Genomic DNA, 20291 nt, shown 5'->3' on the forward strand with positions numbered 1-20291 from the left:
GCATGACCTCCAATGCAGGAGAAAAGAGACAGCAGATTAATGCTGTTAGCTATTCAGACATCTGACATAGATCAGTACATCGACACATTCCATTGTTAATGAAAGACTTATGAAACTTTTACGGGCATAAGGATATCGCTGGAAAAGCCCTTTCCAGAGGCTTCGGCCAGTTCAGGCGTGAATGATGCATAGCACTTTTGAATTTTGACCTTAGTCCGGTTTTGGCTTTCTGCCAATTTTGTCATCTGTTTTCGGTGTGGAAGGGATTTATCAAAATTGACATACAAAACTGTTACACACCGATCCCATAGAATTATCGGCTATAAATAGAAGGCGTTATTTTCCGTTAGTTAATAAACGCTTAAACCCGTTATCCATTTAGTTAAAGTTATGCCTCAATGGCCATGCCGTAAAAAAGGGACGCAAGATGGTGCAAACGACGCAAAAGCTTCGCCTCAGTGCGCTGATCGCCCTGGTCGTCGGATCGATGATCGGCGGCGGGATTTTTTCCTTGCCGCAAAACATGGCGGCGCGTGCCGATGCCGGGGCGATATTGATTGGTTGGGCGATCACTGCGGTCGGCATGCTGACCCTGGCCTTCGTGTTCCAGACCCTGGCCAATCGCAAACCCGAACTGGATTCCGGGGTGTACGCCTACGCCAAGGCCGGGTTCGGCGATTACATGGGGTTTTCATCCGCCTGGGGTTACTGGATCAGCGCCTGGCTGGGCAACGTCGGTTATTTCGTGTTGCTATTCAGCACCCTCGGTTATTTCTTTCCGGTGTTTGGCCAGGGCAACACGCCGATCGCCATCGGTTGCGCCTCGGTGCTGCTGTGGGCCGTGCATTTTCTGGTGCTGCGCGGGATCAAGGAGGCGACGTTCATCAACCAGCTGACCACCGTGGCCAAGATCGTGCCGCTGATCATGTTCATCGTCATCGCCGCCGTGGCCTTCAAGGCGGACGTCTTCACCCGCGATATCTGGGGACGCAGCAACCCGAATTTCGGCGGTGTCATGGAGCAGGTGCGCAACATGATGCTGGTCACCGTGTTCGTGTTCATTGGCATTGAAGGCGCCAGTGTGTACTCGGCCAGGGCGGAGAAACGCTCGGACGTCGGCCGGGCAACGGTGATCGGTTTTCTCGGCGTGTTGGCGTTATTGGTGCTGGTGAACGTGTTATCCCTGGGGATCATGAGCCAGCCGGAATTGGCCACCCTGCAAAACCCGTCACTGGCGGCGGTGCTGGAGCACATTGTCGGTCCTTGGGGGGCGCTGCTGATCAGCATCGGCCTGGCGATTTCGCTGTTGGGTGCATTGTTGTCCTGGGCGCTGCTTTGCGCCGAAATCCTTTTCGCCACGGCTAAAGACAAGACCATGCCGGCCTTTCTGACCAAGGAAAACGCCAACCATGTACCGGTCAATGCGCTGTGGCTGACCAACGTGATGATCCAGATTTTTCTGCTGATCACGCTGTTTTCGGCAGGCACTTACACCAGCCTGATCTACCTCGCGTCGTCGATGATCCTGGTGCCGTATCTGTGGTCGGCGGCGTATGCGGTGCTGTTGAGCGGACGCGGCGAAACCTACGAGCACGCGTCGGCCGAGCGGACCAAGGACCTGATGATCGGCGGCATCGCCCTGGGTTACGCAGTGTGGTTGTTGTATGCGGGCGGGGTGAAATATCTGCTGCTGTCGGCGTTGCTGTATGCGCCGGGAGTGATCTTGTTTGCCAAGGCCAAGCGAGAGCAAGGCGAGCCGCTGTTTACCCATATCGAGAAAGGGATTTTTACCTGCGTCATCAGCGGGGCGGGGCTGGCGGCGTATGGGTTGTACAGCGGGTTGCTGTCGTTGTGAGGTGGCGGCTGGCACCGGTTTTGTATTGAGTGTTCTGGCCCCATCGCTAGCAAGCTCGCTCCCACAGGTTTTGTGTTCGACGCAGATCCAATGTGGGAGCGAGCCTGCTCGCGATAGCTATCTGACAGTCACCACCACTGCGCGCGATGGGCACCCAATTCCGAAGCCGGAAGTGTCCACTGCAACGGTGTGCCGGTGATTTTCAAAGGCACATGAAGCCGATGTGCCGGCCCCCAAGGCGTTTGCTCGATCAACATCCCCTGATCATTTTCATCTTCAGCTCGCAGCGCCTCATCCGTCCCGGCACCGTTTTCAATCAACAATTTCGCCGTTCGCGCCAACGACAACCTGGCCGACCCACCCCGTCCCAATAACGTGATCGCCGCAGCCGCCATCAAATACCCGGTCGCATGATCCAGCGCCTGAACGGGCAGCGGCGTCGGTTTGTCCGCTTTCTTCCACTGCCAGCCCGCGTCGGCAATGCCGCTGCTCATCTGTACCAGGCTGTCGAAGCCACGGCGGTTGCGCCACGGGCCGCTCCAACCGTAGGCGTTGAGGCACACATCAATCAGGCCCGGCGCCAGTTTTTCCCGCTCGGCGACACCGTAACCCAACTTTTCCAGTGCGTCGGCGCGGTAGCCGTGGAGCACGATATCGGCGTCCTTGAGCAGGCTTTCGAACACCGCTCGATCGTCGTTGTTGTGCAGGTCCAGCCGTGCGCAGCGTTTGCCCAGCGTGACTTCGGGCACCACGCCGGGTTCGTTCCAGGTCGGTGGGTCGATGCGCAATACATCGGCGCCGAGGCCGGCGAGAAAACGACTGGCGACGGGGCCGGCCAACACGCGGGTCAAGTCCAGCACCTTGATGCCTGCCAACGGTTGCGCCACAGAACCTTTCCAGGGTTTCGCGTGTTGACCGCTGCCGGCGCTGAACTGAATCAACGGCTCGGCGTTCACCGCCAAGCCTTGGGGATGCGCCTGCCATTGTGCCCAGCTGCGCATCTCGGCGGCGCAGCCGCCGGCATCGACCACGGCCTGTTCCAGATCGGTTTTCGCCCATTGCGCAACCTTGCTCGCCATCGCCGCACGGTCGGCACAAGTGCCGAGCACGCTTTCGGCGGCGGCGCGGTGATGCGGCGCGTTGGTGTGCAAGCGGATCCAGCCGTCCTGGGTCGCGTAATCACCGGCCACCGGGTCCCACAGCGGCGGAACGCTCCAGCCCTCGGGGCGGATCGAGGTGGCGAACCAGAAAGAGGCCAGGCGGCGGTCGACTTCAAGGCTGGGCAAGCGACCGGTGTGTTGTTGCAGTAATTCGCTGACTGCCTGGCCGGCGGCGGCGATGCTGGCACAGGCCAGATCAGTGACGGCAAACGCCGAGGGCAGGGCGCCGCTCGACGTAAAGGGAATTGGCGTGTGAGGCAAGCCAAGCGCGGCTTGAATGGACGTGAGTAAACCAGTCATCGAAGGCCCTCCGGAACGAGAGCCCGAGCATAGATCAAACAGGTGATGAAGCGGATGAAACCTGTAGGAGCGAGGCTTGCCCGCGAAGAACGATAATGCGGTCTATCTGAAAACCGCAGCGCTCCCTTCGCGGGCAAGCCTCGCTCCTACAGGGCTGTGGCTGTTACACCCGGAACTGATCCATCAATTTCATCTGGTGGGTGGTCAGCGAGTTGAGCTGGCTGCTGATCTGCGCCGATTCGGTGGCCTGGCCGGTCAGGGTTTCGGTGACGGTGCGGATCGCCGAGACGTTACGGTTGACCTCTTCGGCCACCGCGCTTTGCTGTTCGGCGGCGCTGGCGATTTGCAGGTTCATGTCGCTGATCACGGTGACCGCGTCGCTGATTTTGCCCAAGGCCTGGACCGCTTGCTGGATCTGTCCGGCATTGCTGTGGGCCTGGGTCTGGCTCGAATGCATGGTGGCCACCACGCCGCGTGTGCCGGTCTGGATGCGCTCGATCACGACGCGGATTTCTTCCACCGAGTCCTGGGTGCGTTTGGCCAGGTTGCGCACTTCGTCGGCCACCACGGCAAACCCACGACCGCTTTCGCCGGCACGGGCCGCTTCGATCGCCGCGTTGAGGGCGAGCAAGTTGGTTTGTTCGGCAATGCTGCGGATCACTTCCAGCACCGAACCGATCTGCTCGCTGTTCACCGCCAGCGCCTCGACTTCGGTCACAGCCTTGCTGACTTCGTCGGCCAGTTGATTGATGTCGCGGGTGCTGCGCTCGATGATCGACATGCCATCGCGCGCCGATTGATCCGCACCTTTGGCCGCATTGGCCGCGTTCGACGCACTGTTGGCGACTTCGTGGGCGGTGGCGCTCATTTCGTTTGACGCTGTGGCGACCTGGTCGATTTCGCGGAACTGCACCTGCATGCCTTCGCTGGTCTGACGGGCGATTTCCGAGGATTGGTCGGCGGTGCCACGAGCGTCGGTGATGCTTTGTTTGATCTGCGCGATGGTCGGTTGCAGCTTGTCGAGGAAGCGGTTGAACCAGCTGACCAGTTCGCCCAGTTCATCTTTTTTGCTGTAGTGCAGGCGTTGGGTCAGGTCGCCGTCGCCGCTGGCAATCGCCTTGAGCATCTCGGCGACGCTGTTGATCGGCCGGGTCACGCCGGACGCGGTGAGCCAGATCAGCAACAGACCGACCAGGCCGGCCGCGACAGCCACCAGCACCGCTTTGATCGTGCCGCTTTGCTGGGCGTCATCGAGCACCGCTTGCAGCTTGACCGAATCGGCCAGCAGCACTTGCTTGGGCAGGTCAATCACCACGCCCCAGGCTTTGGAGTCGCTGATCGGGCTGACCGGGTACACCGCACGAATCACATCGCCTTGTTCGAGAATCTTCGGCGTGCCGCCGCTGAGCAGTTGCAGGATGTCCTTGCCGTCAGCGCCGAGGGTCGCATCAATGCTTTTGCCGACCTTGCTCGCATCGACGCTGTAACCAGCCAATACACCGCTGCCGGAGACAATCAGCATGTGCCCGGCGCTGTTGAACAGGTCACGCTGGGAATCGACTGCGGCCGCTTGCAGGGCGTCGAGGGCGATGTCGATACCGACCACGCCGATGGACTTGCCGTCCACCAGCAGCGGGACGGAAATGGTGGTCATCAGCATTTCCTTGCCGCCGACGGTGTCGGCATACGGGTCCAGCAAGCAGGTGCGTTTGCTGTCGCGAGGGCAGGTGTACCAGCTGTTGTACGGCGTGCCGCTGAGGCTCAGGGTGGTTTTGGTCATGTCGTCTTCGACCATGATCGTGTTGATCCCGGCCCCACCGGCACGGCTCCAGTAACTGGCAAAACGCCCGGATTCGTTGGACTGGCGGGCCGCATCGTTGGCGAACTCGCTGTCCTTGCCGTCCAGGCCGTTGGGTTCGAACGCCAGCCAGATCCCCAGCACTTTGCTGTTGCGCTCAAACGCGGTTTTCAGGCTCTGGTTCAACTCCTCACGCAGGGCCCCGGCCTCAAGCGAACGCTTGGCGGCCATGGCGCGCATGTCCTTGATCTGATCGGCCAGGGCAGTCACCACCAACAGGCTTTCACCGAATGTCTTCTGCACCCGCACCGCTTGCTCGGCGGCCTTGGCCTGGAGCAGGTCCTGCACGCTGGTGGTGAGCATCTTGCGGCTGGAGGCGCTGACCAGCTCATCGTTCTGGTTGGTCTGGTAGAAGTTCATACCAACGATCAACGCGACCACGCCAAGCAGGCACAGGCCGGACAGCAAGACGATTTTCAGACGGATAGAGAGAGAGTCGAACATAGGGCGAACTCGCGAAGGGATGAAGTGTTGGCTGTGGGTCGATGTCGACCCGGTTCGCCAAGTCCATTCAGCGCCATTCAATGCACATCGGCGTGGGACGAGGATGCATGATGGTGGCCCCGACGAACGGTAGGGGTTGAACGTTTGCGCGGAAAAATCTGCCGAAAACAGGGCTTAAAACGGGGGAAATCGCGGGGAAATTCTGAGGCTGGCGTACCTGATCCTTCTTGAACGGACGATGATGTCCATTATCCGTTCAAGGGATCAGTGATGGATCCGAAAGCGGTTCAGGCGCGACCCAACAGATAGGTCGCGTAATCGGGGATGCGGTGAGCGTGAGCCTGCTCCATCATCGGGCTGCTGAGCAGGTAGTCGGCGCTGCATTCGTTGCACGCCACCGGAATGTTCCAGACCGCCGCGACCCGCAGCAACGCCTTGATGTCCGGGTCATGGGGTTGCGGTTCGAACGGGTCCCAGAAAAACACCAGCATGTCGACCCGCTGCTCGGCAATGCGCGCACCGAGTTGCTGGTCGCCGCCCAAGGGGCCGCTGATCATGCTTTCCACCGGTAGCTCCAGGCGTTGTTGCAACAACAGCCCGGTGGTGCCGGTGGCGACCAGTTCATGTTGCGCAAGCTTGTCCTTCTGCCGCTCGGCCCAGTCCAGCAAAAACACCTTGCAGTGGTCATGGGCGACCAGGGCGATACGCTTGCGCGCCGCCATGGTCTTTTGCGTGAAGCTGATACCGATCATCGGTTTAGCTCCCCGTTACTCAGCGTTGCACAGCGCCAGGCAGTTATCGAGCATGCGGTTGGAGAAGCCCCATTCGTTGTCGTACCAGGCCAGTACCTTGAGCAGCTTGCCGCTGGACTTGGTGTGGTTGGCGTCGAAGATCGACGACAGCGGGTTGTGATTGAAGTCGCTGGAGACCAGCGGCAGGGTGTTGTAGCCGAGAATCTTCGAGTGCTGGCTGGCTTCTTTCAGCAGTGCATTCACTTCATCGGCCGACGCTTCGCGCTTGAGCTGCACGGTCAGGTCCACCAGCGACACGTTGATCACCGGAACACGTACCGCCATGCCGGTCAGTTTGCCGGCCAGTTCCGGCAGCACCAGGCCGACCGCTTCAGCGGCGCCGGTCTTGCTCGGGATCATGTTCTGGGTGGCCGAACGGGCGCGGTACGGGTCCGTGTGGTAGACGTCGGTCAGATTCTGGTCGTTGGTGTAGGCGTGGATCGTGGTCATCAGACCGCTTTCGATGCCCAGTTCGCGGTGCAGCACCTGCGCCACCGGGGCCAGGCAGTTGGTGGTGCACGATGCGTTGGAAATGATCTGGTGCGATTGGCGCAGAATGTCGTGGTTGACCCCGTAGACAACGGTGGCGTCGGCGCCTTTGGCCGGGGCCGAGATAATCACTTTGCGCGCGCCGGCCGTAATATGCGCGGCGGCTTTGGCACGGTCGGTGAACAGACCGGTGCACTCGAACACCACATCAATTTTTTCCGCGGCCCAAGGCAACTCGGCCGGGTTGCGAATGGCACTGACGGCAATACGGTCACCGTTGACGGTCAGGCTTTCCTGATCGTGCTGGACATCGGCGTCGAACGTGCCGTGAACGGTGTCGTACTTGAGCAGATGAGCGTTCATCGCGCTGTCGCCAAGGTCATTGATGGCAACGATCTGCAGATCCTGGCGATAGCCTTGGGTATACAGTGCGCGCAGGACGTTGCGGCCAATTCGGCCAAAACCATTGATTGCGATTCGAAGAGTCATTTAACAGGGCCGCCGTCGTTTTGTTGTTGGAATTACAAGATTATTCGCATAAAAATAGAAAACAAGCCTTTTTAATGGCAATATTTTGTTCAATCTACAACGAGTGACCTGAATCAACTGGTCCGACCGATCAAGAAAACCGTCTGTCATCCCATCGACGCCGGCTCTTGCTCAGCATAGACAATCAGGTCGCCACATCCGTTAGCCTGGAGTTCTACACATGCATCCCCGCGTCCTTGAGGTCACCGAACGGCTTATCGCCCGTAGCCGCGCAACCCGTGAGGCTTACCTTGCGCTTATTCGCGATGCAGCCAGCGACGGTCCGATGCGCGGCAAGCTGCAATGCGCCAACTTCGCTCACGGCGTGGCCGGTTGCGGCACTGAAGACAAGCACAGTCTGCGGATGATGAACTCCGCCAACATTGCGATTGTTTCGTCATATAACGACATGCTCTCGGCGCATCAGCCTTACGAAGTCTTTCCTGAACAGATCAAAAAAGCCCTGCGCGAGATCGGCTCCGTCGGTCAGTTCGCCGGTGGCACCCCGGCCATGTGCGATGGCGTGACCCAAGGCGAGCCGGGCATGGAGCTGAGCCTGCCGAGCCGTGAGGTGATCGCGCTGTCCACCGCCGTGGCGCTGTCCCACAACATGTTCGATGGCGCGCTGATGCTCGGCATCTGCGACAAGATCGTCCCGGGCCTGATGATGGGCGCACTGCGTTTCGGTCATCTGCCGACGATCTTCGTCCCGGGCGGGCCGATGGTCTCGGGCATTTCCAACAAGCAGAAAGCCGATGTGCGTCAGCGTTATGCCGAAGGCAAGGCCAGCCGCGAAGAGCTGCTGGAATCGGAAATGAAGTCCTACCACAGCCCGGGTACCTGCACTTTTTACGGCACCGCCAACACCAACCAGTTGCTGATGGAAGTCATGGGCCTGCACTTGCCGGGCGCCTCGTTCGTCAACCCGAACACCCCGTTGCGCGATGCCCTGACCCGCGAAGCGGCGCATCAGGTGACGCGTCTGACCAAGCAGAACGGTGACTTCATGCCGATCGGCGAAATCGTCGACGAGCGTTCGCTGGTCAACTCCATCGTGGCGCTGCACGCCACCGGCGGATCGACCAACCACACCTTGCACATGCCCGCCATCGCCATGGCGGCCGGCATTCAACTGACCTGGCAGGACATGGCCGACCTCTCCGAAGTCGTGCCGACCCTGAGCCACGTCTACCCGAACGGCAAAGCCGACATCAACCATTTCCAGGCGGCGGGCGGCATGTCATTCCTGATCCGCGAACTGCTGGAAGCCGGGCTGCTGCACGAAAACGTCAACACGGTGTTGGGCCACGGCTTGAGCCGTTACACCATGGAGCCGTTCCTCGAAAACGGCGAGCTGGTCTGGCGCGAAGGCCCGATCGAAAGCCTCGACGAAACCATTCTTCGCCCGGTCGCGCGTGCGTTCTCGCCTGAGGGCGGCTTGCGGGTGATGGAAGGCAACCTCGGACGTGGCGTGATGAAAGTCTCCGCCGTTGCCTTGGAAAACCAGATCGTCGAAGCGCCAGCCATGGTGTTCCAGGATCAGCAGGACCTGGCCGACGCGTTCAAGGCCGGTTTGCTGGAGAAGGATTTTGTCGCGGTGATGCGCTTCCAGGGCCCGCGCTCCAATGGCATGCCGGAGCTGCACAAAATGACGCCGTTCCTCGGCGTGCTGCAGGATCGCGGCTTCAAAGTCGCGCTGGTGACCGACGGGCGCATGTCCGGCGCGTCGGGGAAAATCCCGGCGGCGATTCATGTCAGTCCCGAAGCTTATGTCGGCGGCGCTCTTGCGCGGGTGCAAGAGGGCGATATCATCCGCGTCGATGGCGTCAAAGGCACCCTGGAGCTTAAGGTGGACGCCGAAGAATTTGCAGCGCGCACCCCGGCCAAGGGCCTGTTGGGCAACAACATTGGCAGCGGTCGCGAACTGTTTGGTTTCATGCGCATGGCCTTCAGCTCCGCAGAGCAGGGCGCCAGCGCCTTTACTTCTGCCCTGGAGACGCTTAATTGAAACTGGCTTTGGTCGGTGACATCGGTGGGACCAACGCACGTTTCGCGTTGTGGAAAAACCAGCAACTGGAAGCGATCCAGGTGCTGGCAACGGCCGACCACGCCAGCCCTGAAGAGGCGATTGCCCTCTATCTGGGCGGGCTTGGCCTGGCGCCGGGTTCGATCGGCTCGGTATGCCTGTCGGTGGCCGGCCCGGTAAGCGGTGATGAATTCAAGTTCACCAATAATCACTGGCGGCTCAGTCGCAAAGATTTTTGCAAGGCATTGCAGGTCGATCAGTTGTTGCTGGTCAATGATTTTTCGGCGATGGCGCTGGGCATGACCCGTTTGCAGCCTGGTGAGTTTCGGGTGGTCTGCGAAGGCACGCCTGAGCCGCTGCGGCCTGCCGTGGTGATCGGTCCGGGCACGGGGCTGGGTGTCGGCACCTTGCTGGACCTGGGCGAAGGCCGTTTTGCCGCCTTGCCAGGGGAGGGCGGTCACGTCGATCTGCCCTTGAGCAGTCTGCGTGAAACCCAACTGTGGCAACACATCTTCAATGAGATCGGGCATGTCAGCGCTGAAACGGCGTTGAGCGGCAGCGGTTTGCCGCGGGTCTACCGGGCGATTTGTGCGGTGGACGGTCATGAGCCGGTGCTCGATACTCCGGAATCGATAACCGCTGCCGGTCTGGCGGGTGACCCGATTGCGCTGGAAGTGCTGGAGCAGTTCTGCTGCTGGCTCGGTCGTGTCGCCGGCAACAACGTGCTGACCACGGGGGCTCGCGGTGGCGTGTATATCGTCGGCGGAGTGATTCCGCGGTTTGCCGATTTCTTCGTCGAAAGCGGTTTCGCCCGCTGCTTCGCCGACAAGGGCTGCATGAGCGATTACTTCAAAGGCATCCCTGTGTGGCTGGTGACGGCGCCGTATTCCGGGTTGATGGGTGCGGGTGTGGCGCTCGATCAGGCCTGAAATGCGATCAACCTGTAGGAGTGAGCCTGCTCGCGATAGCGGTGTATCAGTCAACCAATGCGTTGAATGTAAAACCGCAATCGCGAGCAGGCTCACTCCTACAGTAGTTTTGTGGTGTTTGTGAAAACGGTGCTTAAGGCATAATCCGCCCAATTCAAACAACAAGGACGCCGCCCCGTGAGCTCAGTCAACAAGTCGATTTTGTTGGTCGATGATGATCAAGAGATACGCGAGTTGCTGGACACCTACCTGACCCGCGCCGGTTTCCAGGTCCGCACCACGCCCGATGGCGCGGGCTTTCGCCAAGCGATGAACGAAGCGCCGAGCGATCTGGTGATCCTCGACGTGATGCTGCCCGACGAAGACGGTTTCAGCCTTTGTCGCTGGATCCGCCAGCACCCGCGTCAGGCGCAGGTGCCGATCATCATGCTCACCGCCAGCTCCGACGAGGCCGACCGCGTCATTGGCCTGGAACTGGGCGCCGACGACTACCTCGGTAAACCGTTCAGCCCCCGTGAATTGCAGGCGCGCATCAAGGCCTTGTTGCGCCGCGCGCAGTTCGGTCAGGAGCGTTCCGGCGGTGAAGTGCTGGCGTTCGACGACTGGCGGCTGGACATGGTCAGCCACCGGCTGTTCCACATCGACGGCGAAGAAGTGATTCTCTCCGGCGCCGATTTTGCGCTGCTGAAACTGTTCCTTGATCATCCGCAGGAAATCCTCGACCGCGACACCATCGGCAACGCCACCCGTGGCCGCGATCTGATGCCGCTGGATCGCATCGTCGACATGGCGGTCAGCCGTTTGCGTCAGCGCCTGCGTGATACCGAAAAACCGCCGCGATTGATCCGTACCGTGCGTGGCAGCGGCTACCAACTGGCCGCCAATGTGGTTGCCAGCAATGGCCACTGAGTGGTTGCGCAAGCTCGCCGCCCGCGTGCCGATGCCGCGTTCGCTGCTCGGGCGCATGTTGCTGCTGACCCTGTTGGCGGTGCTGTTCGCGCAGACCTTGTCGAGCGTGATCTGGGTGTCGCAACTGCGTGCCACCCAACTTGAAGGCCTGGTCACCAGTGCCCGCAGCCTGGCCCATTCGATGACGGCCAGCGTCAGTTATTTTCGTTCGCTGCCGGTGGCGTTTCGTCCCTTGGTGCTCGACCAATTGCGCAGCATGGGCGGCACCCGTTTCGTGGTGACCCTCAACGACAAGCCGCTGGGCATGGAAGTGTTGCCGATCACTCCGCGCAAGGAAGCCGTGCTCAAGGCGGTGGATCAGGTGTTGCGCGAGTCCCTCGGCCAAGACACGGATATCTCGGTGACCTTCGTCAGCCCCGAAGACCTGCGGATCTTCAACAGCGGGCTGAAACTCGATGAGTTGCCGCGCTCATGGGCGCATTACGCGCTGACGCTGGAGCCGGTGAACCCGCCGGTGCTGGTCACGCAAATCCAGATGGCGCCGGGCGAGTGGCTGTACATCGCCTCGCTGTTGCCCGAGCCCTACACCAGCCTTGAAGAACAGGGCCTGCCGGCGCAGCAGGTCTGGTTCATTGTGCTCACCAGTGGCTTTTTGCTGTTGTTCATCGGCCTGTTGGTGCACTGGCAGAGTCGTCCGCTCAAACGCCTGGCGCGGGCGGCGCGGGACATGTCCCTCGGTGCCGAAGTCGAACCGGTGGCCGAAGGCGGCGGCAGTGAAGTGGTCGAAGTGGGCCGCGCTTTCAATGCGATGCGCGAGCGCATCAGCCGTTACCTGACCGAACGCAGCCAGTTATTCAGCGCAATTTCCCATGACCTGCGCACGCCGATTACCCGGTTAAGGCTGCGGGTCGAATTGCTTGAAGACGAACAGCTGCAAGCCAAGTTCGGCCGCGATCTGGATGAGCTGGAATTGCTGGTCAAGGGCGCGCTGCAATGCGTGAAAGACACCGATATTCACGAAAACATCGAGCCGGTGGATCTGAATCATGTGCTCGATTGTCTGGTGGAACCGTACCTGGCGCCCAACGGCAATGGTCGTGTCACCCAGCAGGGCCGGGCGCTGGCGGCGTACCCGGGCAAACCGCTGGCGCTCAAGCGCTGCATCGGCAACCTGATCGACAACGCATTGAAGTATGGGCAGAACGCGCATTTGCATATCGATGACGACGAGAGCGCCTTCATCCTGCATGTCGATGACGAAGGGCCAGGCGTGCCGGAACAACGGATGGAGCAGGTGTTCGAACCGCACTTCCGGTTGGCCGGGCAGCAGCAGGGATATGGCTTGGGGTTGGGGATTGCGCGCAACATTGCCCATAGCCATGGCGGTGAAGTCAGCCTGCAAAACCTGCGTGAAGGCGGGTTGCGGGTGACGTTGCAGTTGCCTCGCAGTTTTGACTAGATTGACCGCGTTATCGTTCTTCGCGAGCAGGCTCGCTCCCACAGGGAATTTGTGTGCACCGCAGAACCCATGTGGGAGCGAGCCTGCTCGCGAAGGCGTCAGACCATTAAACAAATCTCTCAAGCTAAATGTCACAAACCGGTGACATAACTCGCCCCCTTCGTTACAAGCCCGCCCCCGCCCGTTGTTTAGACTGCCCTCAGTCAAAACAACAAAAAAAGGCACCCCATGGACACCTTCCAACCTGCATTCAGCAGTTGGCTCAACGCACCTGCCCATCAGCAATGGCTCGCGGCCGAAGGCTTGCGCCTGTTGGCATTTGCCAAGGCTTCAAAGCTTGCCGAAGGCTTCGGTAATCTCGATGAAAAGGGTCGTCTCCCGGCCAATGCCCACGCCGAAACCATGAACACCGCCCGCATGACCCACAGCTTCGCCATGGCGCACATCCAGGGGTTGCCGGGGTTTGCCGAGCTGGTCGATCACGGCATCCAGGCGCTCAGCGGCCCGTTGCGTGATGCCGAACACGGCGGCTGGTTTGCCGCAGCCCATCATCACGATGACAACACCTGCAAGGCCGCTTACCTGCATGCCTTCGTGGCCCTCGCGGCCAGTTCGGCGGTCGTCGCCCGGCGCCCCGGTGCACAGGCGTTGCTCGACGATGCGATCAACATCATCGACACGCATTTCTGGAGCGAGGAGGAGGGCGCAATGCGCGAATCCTTCGAGCGCGACTGGAGCGGAGAAGAAGCCTACCGCGGCGCCAACAGCAACATGCACGCCACCGAAGCCTTTCTCGCCCTGGCCGATGTCACCGACGACCACCGCTGGCTGGTCCGCGCTCAGCGCATCGTCGAGCGCGTCATTCATGGTCACGCCGCTGCCAACGACTACCTGGTGGTCGAGCATTTCGATCGCGATTGGCAGCCGCTGCGCGAGTACAACCACGCCAACCCGGCCGACGGTTTCCGCCCTTACGGCACCACGCCGGGCCACGGTTTCGAATGGGCGCGGCTGTTGCTGCACCTCGAAGCGGCACGCGTGCAAGCCGGCATGCTCACGCCGGGTTGGCTGGCCACCGACGCGCAAAAACTCTTCGATCACAACTGCCGTCACGGCTGGGATGTCGACGGGCTGCCCGGGATTGTCTACACCCTCGACTGGGACAATCGCGCGGTGGTTCGCCATCGCTTGCACTGGACCCATTGCGAAGCCAGTGCCGCCGCCAGCGCGTTGCTTAAACGCACTGGGGATACGCAATACGAAACCTGGTACCGGCTGTTCTGGGAATTCTGTGACAGTCATTTCATCGACCGCTGCGATGGCAGTTGGCACCATGAGCTCGACCCGCAAAACCGTCCAAGTGCCGATATCTGGGCCGGTAAACCGGATCTGTATCACGCCTGGCAAGCCGTCCTGATCCCGCGCCTGCCACTGGCGCCGAGCATGGCCACGGCCTTGGGGCAGTTGTCCCAGAGCGCTCCTGTGTAACCATGTGGTGACATTCAAGCGTCCCTTCGTTACCTGCGAGGGGATAACTCCTGTTTAAAATCCTATGCAGCGCAAGCACCAGACTTGCATGCATAACAACAAGAAAGGTAATTCTAGATGAATGCGATTTCTCGCCTCGCTACTGTCATTTCTCTTGCCTCATTGCTCCCTATCTCTGCATTCCCTGTCAGTGCGCTTGCCGCCGATTCCAAAGGTTCGGTAGAAGTCGTTCACTGGTGGACCTCCGGTGGCGAAAAAGCGGCCGTTGATGTCCTCAAGGCCCAAGTCGAAAAAGACGGTTTCACCTGGAAGGACGGCGCCGTTGCCGGTGGTGGCGGTGCGACCGCCATGACCGTGCTGAAAAGCCGCGCCGTTGCAGGTAACCCACCGGGCGTCGCACAGATCAAAGGCCCGGACATCCAGGAATGGGCGTCTACCGGTCTGCTCGACACCGACGTCTTGAAAGACGCGGCCAAAACCGAGAAGTGGGACAGTCTGCTCGACAAGAAAGTCTCCGATACCGTGAAGTACGAAGGTGACTACGTGGCCGTGCCGGTGAACATTCACCGCGTCAACTGGCTGTGGATCAACCCGGAAGTCTTCAAGAAAGCCGGCATCGAAAAAGCGCCAACCACCCTTCAGGAATTCTACGCAGCCGGTGACAAGCTCAAGGCAGCGGGCTTCATTGCCCTTGCCCACGGCGGCCAGCCTTGGCAGGACAGCACCGTGTTCGAAGCGGTGGTCCTGTCGGTCATGGGCGTCGACGGCTACAAGAAAGCCCTGGTCGACCTGGACAACGCAGCACTGACCGGTCCTGAAATGGTCAAGGCGCTGACCGAGCTGAAGAAAGTCGCGACCTACATGGACGCCGACGGCAAAGGCCAGGACTGGAACCTGGAAGCGGCCAAGGTCATCAACGGCAAGGCCGGTATGCAGATCATGGGCGACTGGGCCAAGAGCGAGTGGACAGCCGCCAAGAAAGTCGCCGGCAAGGACTACGAGTGCGTAGCGTTCCCGGGCACCGACAAGGCGTTCACCTACAACATCGACTCCCTGGCCGTGTTCAAGCAGAAAGACAAAGGCACTGCTGCTGCTCAACAGGACATTGCCAAGGTCGTGCTGGGTGAGAACTTCCAGAAAGTCTTCAGCATCAACAAGGGCTCGATCCCGGTTCGAATCGACATGCTGAACGACATGGGCAAGTACGGTTTCGACTCCTGCGCCCAGACCGCTGCCAAGGACTTCCTGGTGGACGCCAAGTCCGGCGGCCTGCAGCCGAGCATGGCGCACAACATGGCGACCACGCTGGCGGTCCAGGGCGCGTTCTTTGATGTGGTGACCAACTTCATCAACGACCCGAAAGCCGATCCGGCGACTGCCGCCAAGCAATTGGGCACGGCCGTCAAAGCTGCCAAGTAATGCTTGGCCCCTGTAGGAGCGAGCCTGCTCGCGATAGCGGTGTATCAGTTGATACATCCAGAGTCTGACACTCAGCTATCGCAAGCAGTCTCACGCCTGCAAGGGTCAGCATTTCCAACGTAAATTTTCTCTCGTACGGGATCTTCCCATGAGTTCTGTTGCTGTGTTCAGCAAGGCCTCGCCGTTCGATGCACTGCAGCGCTGGCTACCGAAACTGGTGCTGGCGCCGAGCATGTTCATCGTCCTGGTGGGCTTCTATGGCTATATCCTGTGGACGTTCATCCTGTCGTTCACCACCTCGACCTTCCTGCCGACTTACAAATGGGCGGGCCTGGCGCAGTACCAGCGGCTGTTCGACAACGACCGTTGGTGGGTAGCGAGCAAGAACCTGGCGGTGTTCGGCGGCATGTTCATCGGCATCACCTTGGTGATCGGTGTGCTGCTGGCGGTGTTTCTTGACCAGCGCATTCGTCGCGAAGGTTTCATTCGCACCATTTACCTGTACCCGATGGCGCTCTCGATGATCGTCACCGGTACCGCGTGGAAGTGGCTGCTCAACCCGGGCATGGGCCTGGACAAATTGCTGCGTGACTGGGGTTGGGAAGGCTTTCGCCTGGACTGGCTGATCGACCCGGATCGCGTCGTGTATTGCCTGGTGATCGCGGCGGTCTGGCAAGCCTCTGGCTTCATCATGGCGATGTTCCTCGCCGGCCTGCGTGGCGTGGATCAATCGATCATCCGTGCTGCCCAGATCGATGGCGCGAGCATGCCGCGCATTTACCTGAAAGTGGTGTTGCCGAGCCTGCGCCCGGTGTTCTTCAGCGCGGTCATGATCCTGGCCCACATCGCGATCAAGAGTTTCGACCTGGTGGCGGCAATGACTGCCGGTGGCCCGGGTTATTCCTCTGACCTGCCTGCGATGTTCATGTATTCCTTCACCTTCAGTCGCGGCCAGATGGGCATGGGCTCGGCCAGTGCGATTCTGATGCTCGGTGCGATTCTCGCAATCATCGTGCCTTACCTGTACTCCGAGCTGAGGACCAAGCGTCATGACTAATTTCGCTGCCAAACCGTCCATCAGCCTGAGTCGCATCGCCATCTACGGCGTGCTGATCCTGGCGGTATTCCTTTACCTGATACCGCTGGTGGTCATGCTGTTGACCAGTTTCAAGACGCCGGAAGACATCAACTCCGGCAACCTGCTGAGCTGGCCGACCGTGGTCAGCGGCATTGGCTGGGTCAAGGCCTGGGGCACGGTTGACGGGTACTTCTGGAACTCGATCAAGATCACCGTTCCGGCGGTACTGATCTCCACCGCCATCGGTGCACTGAACGGCTATGTGCTGTCGATGTGGCGCTTTCGTGGCTCGCAACTGTTCTTCGGTCTGCTGCTGTTCGGTTGCTTCCTGCCGTTCCAGACCGTCCTGCTGCCGGCCTCGTTCACCCTCGGCAAGATGGGCCTGGCCAGCACCACCACCGGCCTGGTGTTTGTGCACGTGGTCTACGGCCTGGCGTTCACCACGCTGTTCTTCCGTAACTACTACGTCAGCGTTCCCGATGCGCTGGTGAAGGCGGCGCGGCTCGATGGCGCGGGTTTCTTCACCATCTTCCGCTTGATCATCCTGCCGATGTCCACCCCGATCATCATGGTCTGCCTGATCTGGCAGTTCACCCAGATCTGGAACGACTTCCTGTTCGGCGTGGTGTTCTCCAGCGGTGATTCGCAACCCATTACGGTGGCGTTGAACAACTTGGTCAACACCAGTACCGGGGCCAAGGAATACAACGTTGATATGGCGGCGGCGATGATCGCCGGGCTGCCGACCCTGCTGGTCTATGTGGTCGCAGGCAAGTATTTCGTGCGCGGGCTGACGGCCGGCGCAGTCAAGGGGTAATCATGGCTACGCTCGAACTTCGCAATGTAAACAAGACCTATGGTCCCGGCCTGCCGGACACCCTCAAGAACATCGAACTGTCGATCAAGGACGGTGAGTTCCTGATCCTGGTCGGACCTTCGGGTTGCGGTAAATCGACCCTGATGAATTGCATCGCCGGCCTGGAAACCATCACCGGCGGCGCGATCATGATCGGTGATCAGGACGTCAGCGGCATGAGCCCGAAAGACCGCGACATCGCCATGGTGTTCCAGTCCTACGCGCTGTACCCGACCATGAGCGTGCGCGAGAACATCGCTTTCGGCTTGAAGATCCGCAAAATGCCCGCCGCCGACATCGAAGCGGAAGTGGCGCGGGTATCCAAGCTGTTGCAGATCGAACACTTGCTCAACCGCAAGCCCGGTCAGCTCTCCGGTGGTCAGCAACAGCGCGTGGCCATGGGCCGTGCCCTGGCGCGTCGGCCGAAAATTTATCTGTTCGACGAACCGCTGTCCAACCTTGACGCCAAGCTGCGCGTCGAGATGCGCACTGAAATGAAACTGATGCACCAGCGCCTGAAAACCACCACGGTCTACGTGACCCACGACCAGATCGAAGCGATGACCCTGGGCGACAAGGTCGCGGTGATGAAGGACGGGATCATTCAGCAGTTCGGTACGCCGAAGGACATCTACAACAACCCGGCCAACCTGTTCGTGGCGAGCTTCATCGGCTCGCCGCCGATGAACTTCATTCCGCTGCGTTTGCAGCGCAAGGACGGTCGTCTGGTGGCGCTGCTCGACAGCGGCCAGGCGCGTTGCGAATTGCCGATGGGCATGCAGGACGCCGGTCTGGAAGACCGTGAAGTGATCCTCGGCCTGCGCCCGGAGCAGATCGTTCTGGCGGGCAGCGAGCCGAACGGTTTGCCGACCATTCGCGCCGAAGTCCAAGTCACCGAACCGACCGGTCCCGACACCCTGGTGTTCGTCAATCTCAACGACACCAAAGTCTGCTGCCGCCTGGCGCCGGACGTCGCGCCGAACGTGGGCGAGACCCTGACCCTGCAATTCGACCCATCGAAAGTGCTGTTGTTCGATGCCAAGACGGGGGAGCGCCTGGGGGTGGCCGGTCAACCAAAAGCCGAGAGCCACGGCGCCAACGTCGCCCAATTCAAAGGCCGCTGAAGATTAAAACTGTAGGAACCAGGCTTGCCGACGAAGGCGATTTCAGGGTCGCCTTCGCCGGCAAAACTGGCTCCTGCAGGGGGGATATGCGGTGAGCGGCCTGTCGCTCTCCGCACCTGATGTAACCGCGTTAAATAAAAACAGTTAATAACAATAAAACGAGGATGTAGGGATGAAGAAGAACAACAACGCTCAGCTTATCTGCCAGTTGTCCGCGGTTGCGGCCATGATGCTGGCCGGTAGTGTGCACGCGGCTGACGCGTTCAGCGCCGATTCCGAATGGATGACCGGCGATTGGGGTGGCGAGCGGACCAAGCTGATCGAGCGGGGCATCGACATCAAGATGGACTACGTCGGTGAAGTCGGTGGCAACCTTCACGGTGGCTACAACAACGACAAGACCGCGCGTTACGCCGACCAGTTTGGCCTGGGCGTGGCGCTGGACCTGCAAAAGCTGTGGGGCTGGGATAACACCCAGGCCAAGGTCCAGCTCACCAACCGTAACGGTGAGAACATCTCCAATGACCGTGTCGGCGATCCGCGTGCCGGCACCTTGAGTTCCTCCCAGGAAGTCTACGGCCGTGGCCACATGGTTCGCCTGACCCAACTGTGGATCAAGCACCAGTTCCTCGATGGCAAACTGGACGTCAAGGCCGGTTACTTCGGCGAAGGCGAAGACTTCAACACCTTCCCGTGCGAGTTCCAGAACCTGGCGTTCTGCGGTTCCCAAGCGGGTAACTGGGCGACCAACATCTGGTACAACTGGCCGGTCATGCAGGCTGCGGTTCGCGTGAAGTACAACATCTCGCCTGAGTGGTATGCGCAGATCGGCGCGTACAACCAGAACCCGTCGCAACTGGAGCACGGTAACGGCTTCAAGCTGAGCGGCAGTGGTACCAAGGGCACCGTGTTGCCGGTCGAACTGGTCTGGTTGCCTAACCCTGGCAACCTGCCGGGCGAATACCGTGTCGGTTACTACAAAAGTACGGCCAAGGCCGATGACGTTCGTGAAGACGACAACGGTAATGACGCCGCAACCAGCGGTAACGCCTATCGCAGCCACAGCAGCAAGTCCGGCTACTGGTTCGTGGCGCAGCAACAACTCACCACCCACAACGGTGACGCTTCCCGCGGTCTGAACATTGCTGCCAACGCTACCTTCCACGACAAGGACACCAACTTCGTCGATAACTACCAGTCGCTGATGCTGGTGTACAAGGGCCCGTTCGATGCACGGCCGAAGGATGACTTCGGTATCGGTGCCGCCCGTATCCATGTCAACGATGACGTTAAGAAAAACTCAGAGTTGGTCAACGCCTCCAACAATGTCACTGACTATCAGGACCCGCTGTTCGCGCCGCTGCGTAACACTGAGTACAACTACGAGATCAACTACGGCTTCCACGTCACCAACTGGCTGACCGTGCGTCCTAACCTGCAATACATCACTCACCCGGGCGGTGTGGATGAAGTCGACAACGCGCTGGTGGCCGGCCTGAAAATTCAGTCGGTGTTCTAACGCTGTTGCGATAAGCTCCTCTCTATGTGCGCATTTTTGCGGACAGCCTTGGCTGTCCG

15 protein-coding genes and 1 pseudogene are annotated in these 20291 nt (G+C 60.1%); 11 read left to right on the forward strand and 5 right to left on the reverse strand.

The window, feature by feature from the left end:
* The first annotated feature begins 427 nt into the window (after nt 1-427).
* On the forward strand, nt 428-1855 hold the full coding sequence (gene arcD, locus BLU63_RS17850; RefSeq protein ID WP_083375891.1) for an arginine-ornithine antiporter: 1428 nt from the start codon (nt 428-430) through the stop codon (nt 1853-1855).
* 128 nt (nt 1856-1983) lie between these two features.
* Here the strand turns inward: arcD and BLU63_RS17855 are convergent, their stop codons facing one another.
* From BLU63_RS17855 to gap, 5 genes and pseudogenes are all read right to left on the reverse strand, one after another.
* A complete protein-coding gene (locus BLU63_RS17855; RefSeq protein WP_083375892.1) occupies nt 1984-3315 on the reverse strand; it encodes a CoA transferase in 1332 nt (443 codons plus the stop codon).
* Between the two features lie 163 nt (nt 3316-3478).
* Nucleotides 3479-4234 carry a methyl-accepting chemotaxis protein gene (locus tag BLU63_RS33815; protein WP_370654441.1) on the reverse strand — a complete coding sequence of 252 codons (756 nt, stop codon included), beginning with the start codon at nt 4232-4234 and terminating at the stop codon, nt 3479-3481.
* A 102-nt stretch (nt 4235-4336) separates the two neighbouring features.
* Nucleotides 4337-5617, reverse strand: a pseudogene (locus BLU63_RS33820) (PDC sensor domain-containing protein); the annotation flags it as partial.
* A 287-nt stretch (nt 5618-5904) separates the two neighbouring features.
* Entirely contained in the window at nt 5905-6369 is a 465-nt protein-coding gene (locus BLU63_RS17865; RefSeq protein ID WP_077748695.1) for a methylglyoxal synthase, read from the reverse strand.
* Nucleotides 6370-6384: 15 nt separating this feature from the next.
* On the reverse strand, nt 6385-7386 hold the full coding sequence (gene gap / locus BLU63_RS17870; RefSeq protein ID WP_010457403.1) for a type I glyceraldehyde-3-phosphate dehydrogenase: 1002 nt from the start codon (nt 7384-7386) through the stop codon (nt 6385-6387).
* Between the two features lie 220 nt (nt 7387-7606).
* Here gap and edd point away from each other — a divergent pair, with 220 nt between their 5' ends.
* The 10 genes from edd (at nt 7607) to BLU63_RS17920 (ending at nt 20232) form a co-directional block, all read left to right on the forward strand.
* Nucleotides 7607-9433, forward strand: coding sequence for a phosphogluconate dehydratase (gene edd, locus BLU63_RS17875; protein WP_010457401.1), 1827 nt, complete (start codon nt 7607-7609; stop codon nt 9431-9433).
* Complete coding sequence (locus BLU63_RS17880; RefSeq protein ID WP_010457399.1) at nt 9430-10380, forward strand: glucokinase; 951 nt, start codon at nt 9430-9432, stop codon at nt 10378-10380. The genes edd and BLU63_RS17880 overlap by 4 nt, the downstream gene beginning before the upstream one ends.
* 177 nt (nt 10381-10557) lie before the next feature.
* Nucleotides 10558-11289, forward strand: a complete 732-nt coding sequence (locus BLU63_RS17885; protein ID WP_010457397.1) for a response regulator — start codon at nt 10558-10560, stop codon at nt 11287-11289.
* Nucleotides 11279-12748, forward strand: a complete 1470-nt coding sequence (locus BLU63_RS17890) for an ATP-binding protein (RefSeq protein ID WP_083375893.1) — start codon at nt 11279-11281, stop codon at nt 12746-12748. Before BLU63_RS17885 ends, BLU63_RS17890 begins: the two co-directional genes overlap by 11 nt.
* 228 nt (nt 12749-12976) lie before the next feature.
* Nucleotides 12977-14236: a D-mannose isomerase gene (locus BLU63_RS17895; RefSeq protein WP_083375894.1), complete on the forward strand. Its 1260-nt coding sequence runs from the start codon at nt 12977-12979 to the stop codon at nt 14234-14236.
* Nucleotides 14237-14353: 117 nt separating this feature from the next.
* Nucleotides 14354-15655 carry an ABC transporter substrate-binding protein gene (locus BLU63_RS17900; protein ID WP_010457391.1) on the forward strand — a complete coding sequence of 434 codons (1302 nt, stop codon included), beginning with the start codon at nt 14354-14356 and terminating at the stop codon, nt 15653-15655.
* Nucleotides 15656-15803: 148 nt separating this feature from the next.
* Nucleotides 15804-16712 carry a carbohydrate ABC transporter permease gene (locus BLU63_RS17905; RefSeq protein ID WP_010457390.1) on the forward strand — a complete coding sequence of 303 codons (909 nt, stop codon included), beginning with the start codon at nt 15804-15806 and terminating at the stop codon, nt 16710-16712.
* On the forward strand, nt 16705-17550 hold the full coding sequence (locus BLU63_RS17910) for a carbohydrate ABC transporter permease (RefSeq protein ID WP_077748691.1): 846 nt from the start codon (nt 16705-16707) through the stop codon (nt 17548-17550). Before BLU63_RS17905 ends, BLU63_RS17910 begins: the two co-directional genes overlap by 8 nt.
* 2 nt (nt 17551-17552) lie before the next feature.
* A complete protein-coding gene (locus tag BLU63_RS17915; RefSeq protein WP_010457386.1) occupies nt 17553-18713 on the forward strand; it encodes an ABC transporter ATP-binding protein in 1161 nt (386 codons plus the stop codon).
* A gap of 172 nt (nt 18714-18885) precedes the next feature.
* Nucleotides 18886-20232, forward strand: a complete 1347-nt coding sequence (locus BLU63_RS17920; RefSeq protein WP_010457384.1) for a carbohydrate porin — start codon at nt 18886-18888, stop codon at nt 20230-20232.
* Nucleotides 20233-20291: the final 59 nt, after the last annotated feature.

The organism is Pseudomonas mandelii, from assembly GCF_900106065.1.
GTDB classification, from domain to species: Bacteria; Pseudomonadota; Gammaproteobacteria; order Pseudomonadales; family Pseudomonadaceae; genus Aquipseudomonas; species Aquipseudomonas mandelii.

Bases quoted from the DNA above. Each gene is read 5' to 3' on its own strand.
- BLU63_RS17915 (WP_010457386.1), top strand. From the start codon at position 17,553: ATGGCTACGCTCGAACTTCGCAATGTAAACAAGACCTATGGTCCCGGC.
- BLU63_RS17905 (WP_010457390.1), top strand. From the start codon at position 15,804: ATGAGTTCTGTTGCTGTGTTCAGCAAGGCCTCGCCGTTCGATGCACTG.
- BLU63_RS17920 (WP_010457384.1), top strand. From the start codon at position 18,886: ATGAAGAAGAACAACAACGCTCAGCTTATCTGCCAGTTGTCCGCGGTT.
- BLU63_RS17895 (WP_083375894.1), top strand. From the start codon at position 12,977: ATGGACACCTTCCAACCTGCATTCAGCAGTTGGCTCAACGCACCTGCC.
- BLU63_RS17910 (WP_077748691.1), top strand. From the start codon at position 16,705: ATGACTAATTTCGCTGCCAAACCGTCCATCAGCCTGAGTCGCATCGCC.
- edd (WP_010457401.1), top strand. From the start codon at position 7,607: ATGCATCCCCGCGTCCTTGAGGTCACCGAACGGCTTATCGCCCGTAGC.
- BLU63_RS17900 (WP_010457391.1), top strand. From the start codon at position 14,354: ATGAATGCGATTTCTCGCCTCGCTACTGTCATTTCTCTTGCCTCATTG.
- arcD (WP_083375891.1), top strand. From the start codon at position 428: ATGGTGCAAACGACGCAAAAGCTTCGCCTCAGTGCGCTGATCGCCCTG.
- BLU63_RS17855 (WP_083375892.1), bottom strand. From the start codon at position 3,315: ATGACTGGTTTACTCACGTCCATTCAAGCCGCGCTTGGCTTGCCTCAC.
- BLU63_RS17865 (WP_077748695.1), bottom strand. From the start codon at position 6,369: ATGATCGGTATCAGCTTCACGCAAAAGACCATGGCGGCGCGCAAGCGT.
- gap (WP_010457403.1), bottom strand. From the start codon at position 7,386: ATGACTCTTCGAATCGCAATCAATGGTTTTGGCCGAATTGGCCGCAAC.
- BLU63_RS17890 (WP_083375893.1), top strand. From the start codon at position 11,279: ATGGCCACTGAGTGGTTGCGCAAGCTCGCCGCCCGCGTGCCGATGCCG.
- BLU63_RS33815 (WP_370654441.1), bottom strand. From the start codon at position 4,234: ATGCAGGTGCAGTTCCGCGAAATCGACCAGGTCGCCACAGCGTCAAAC.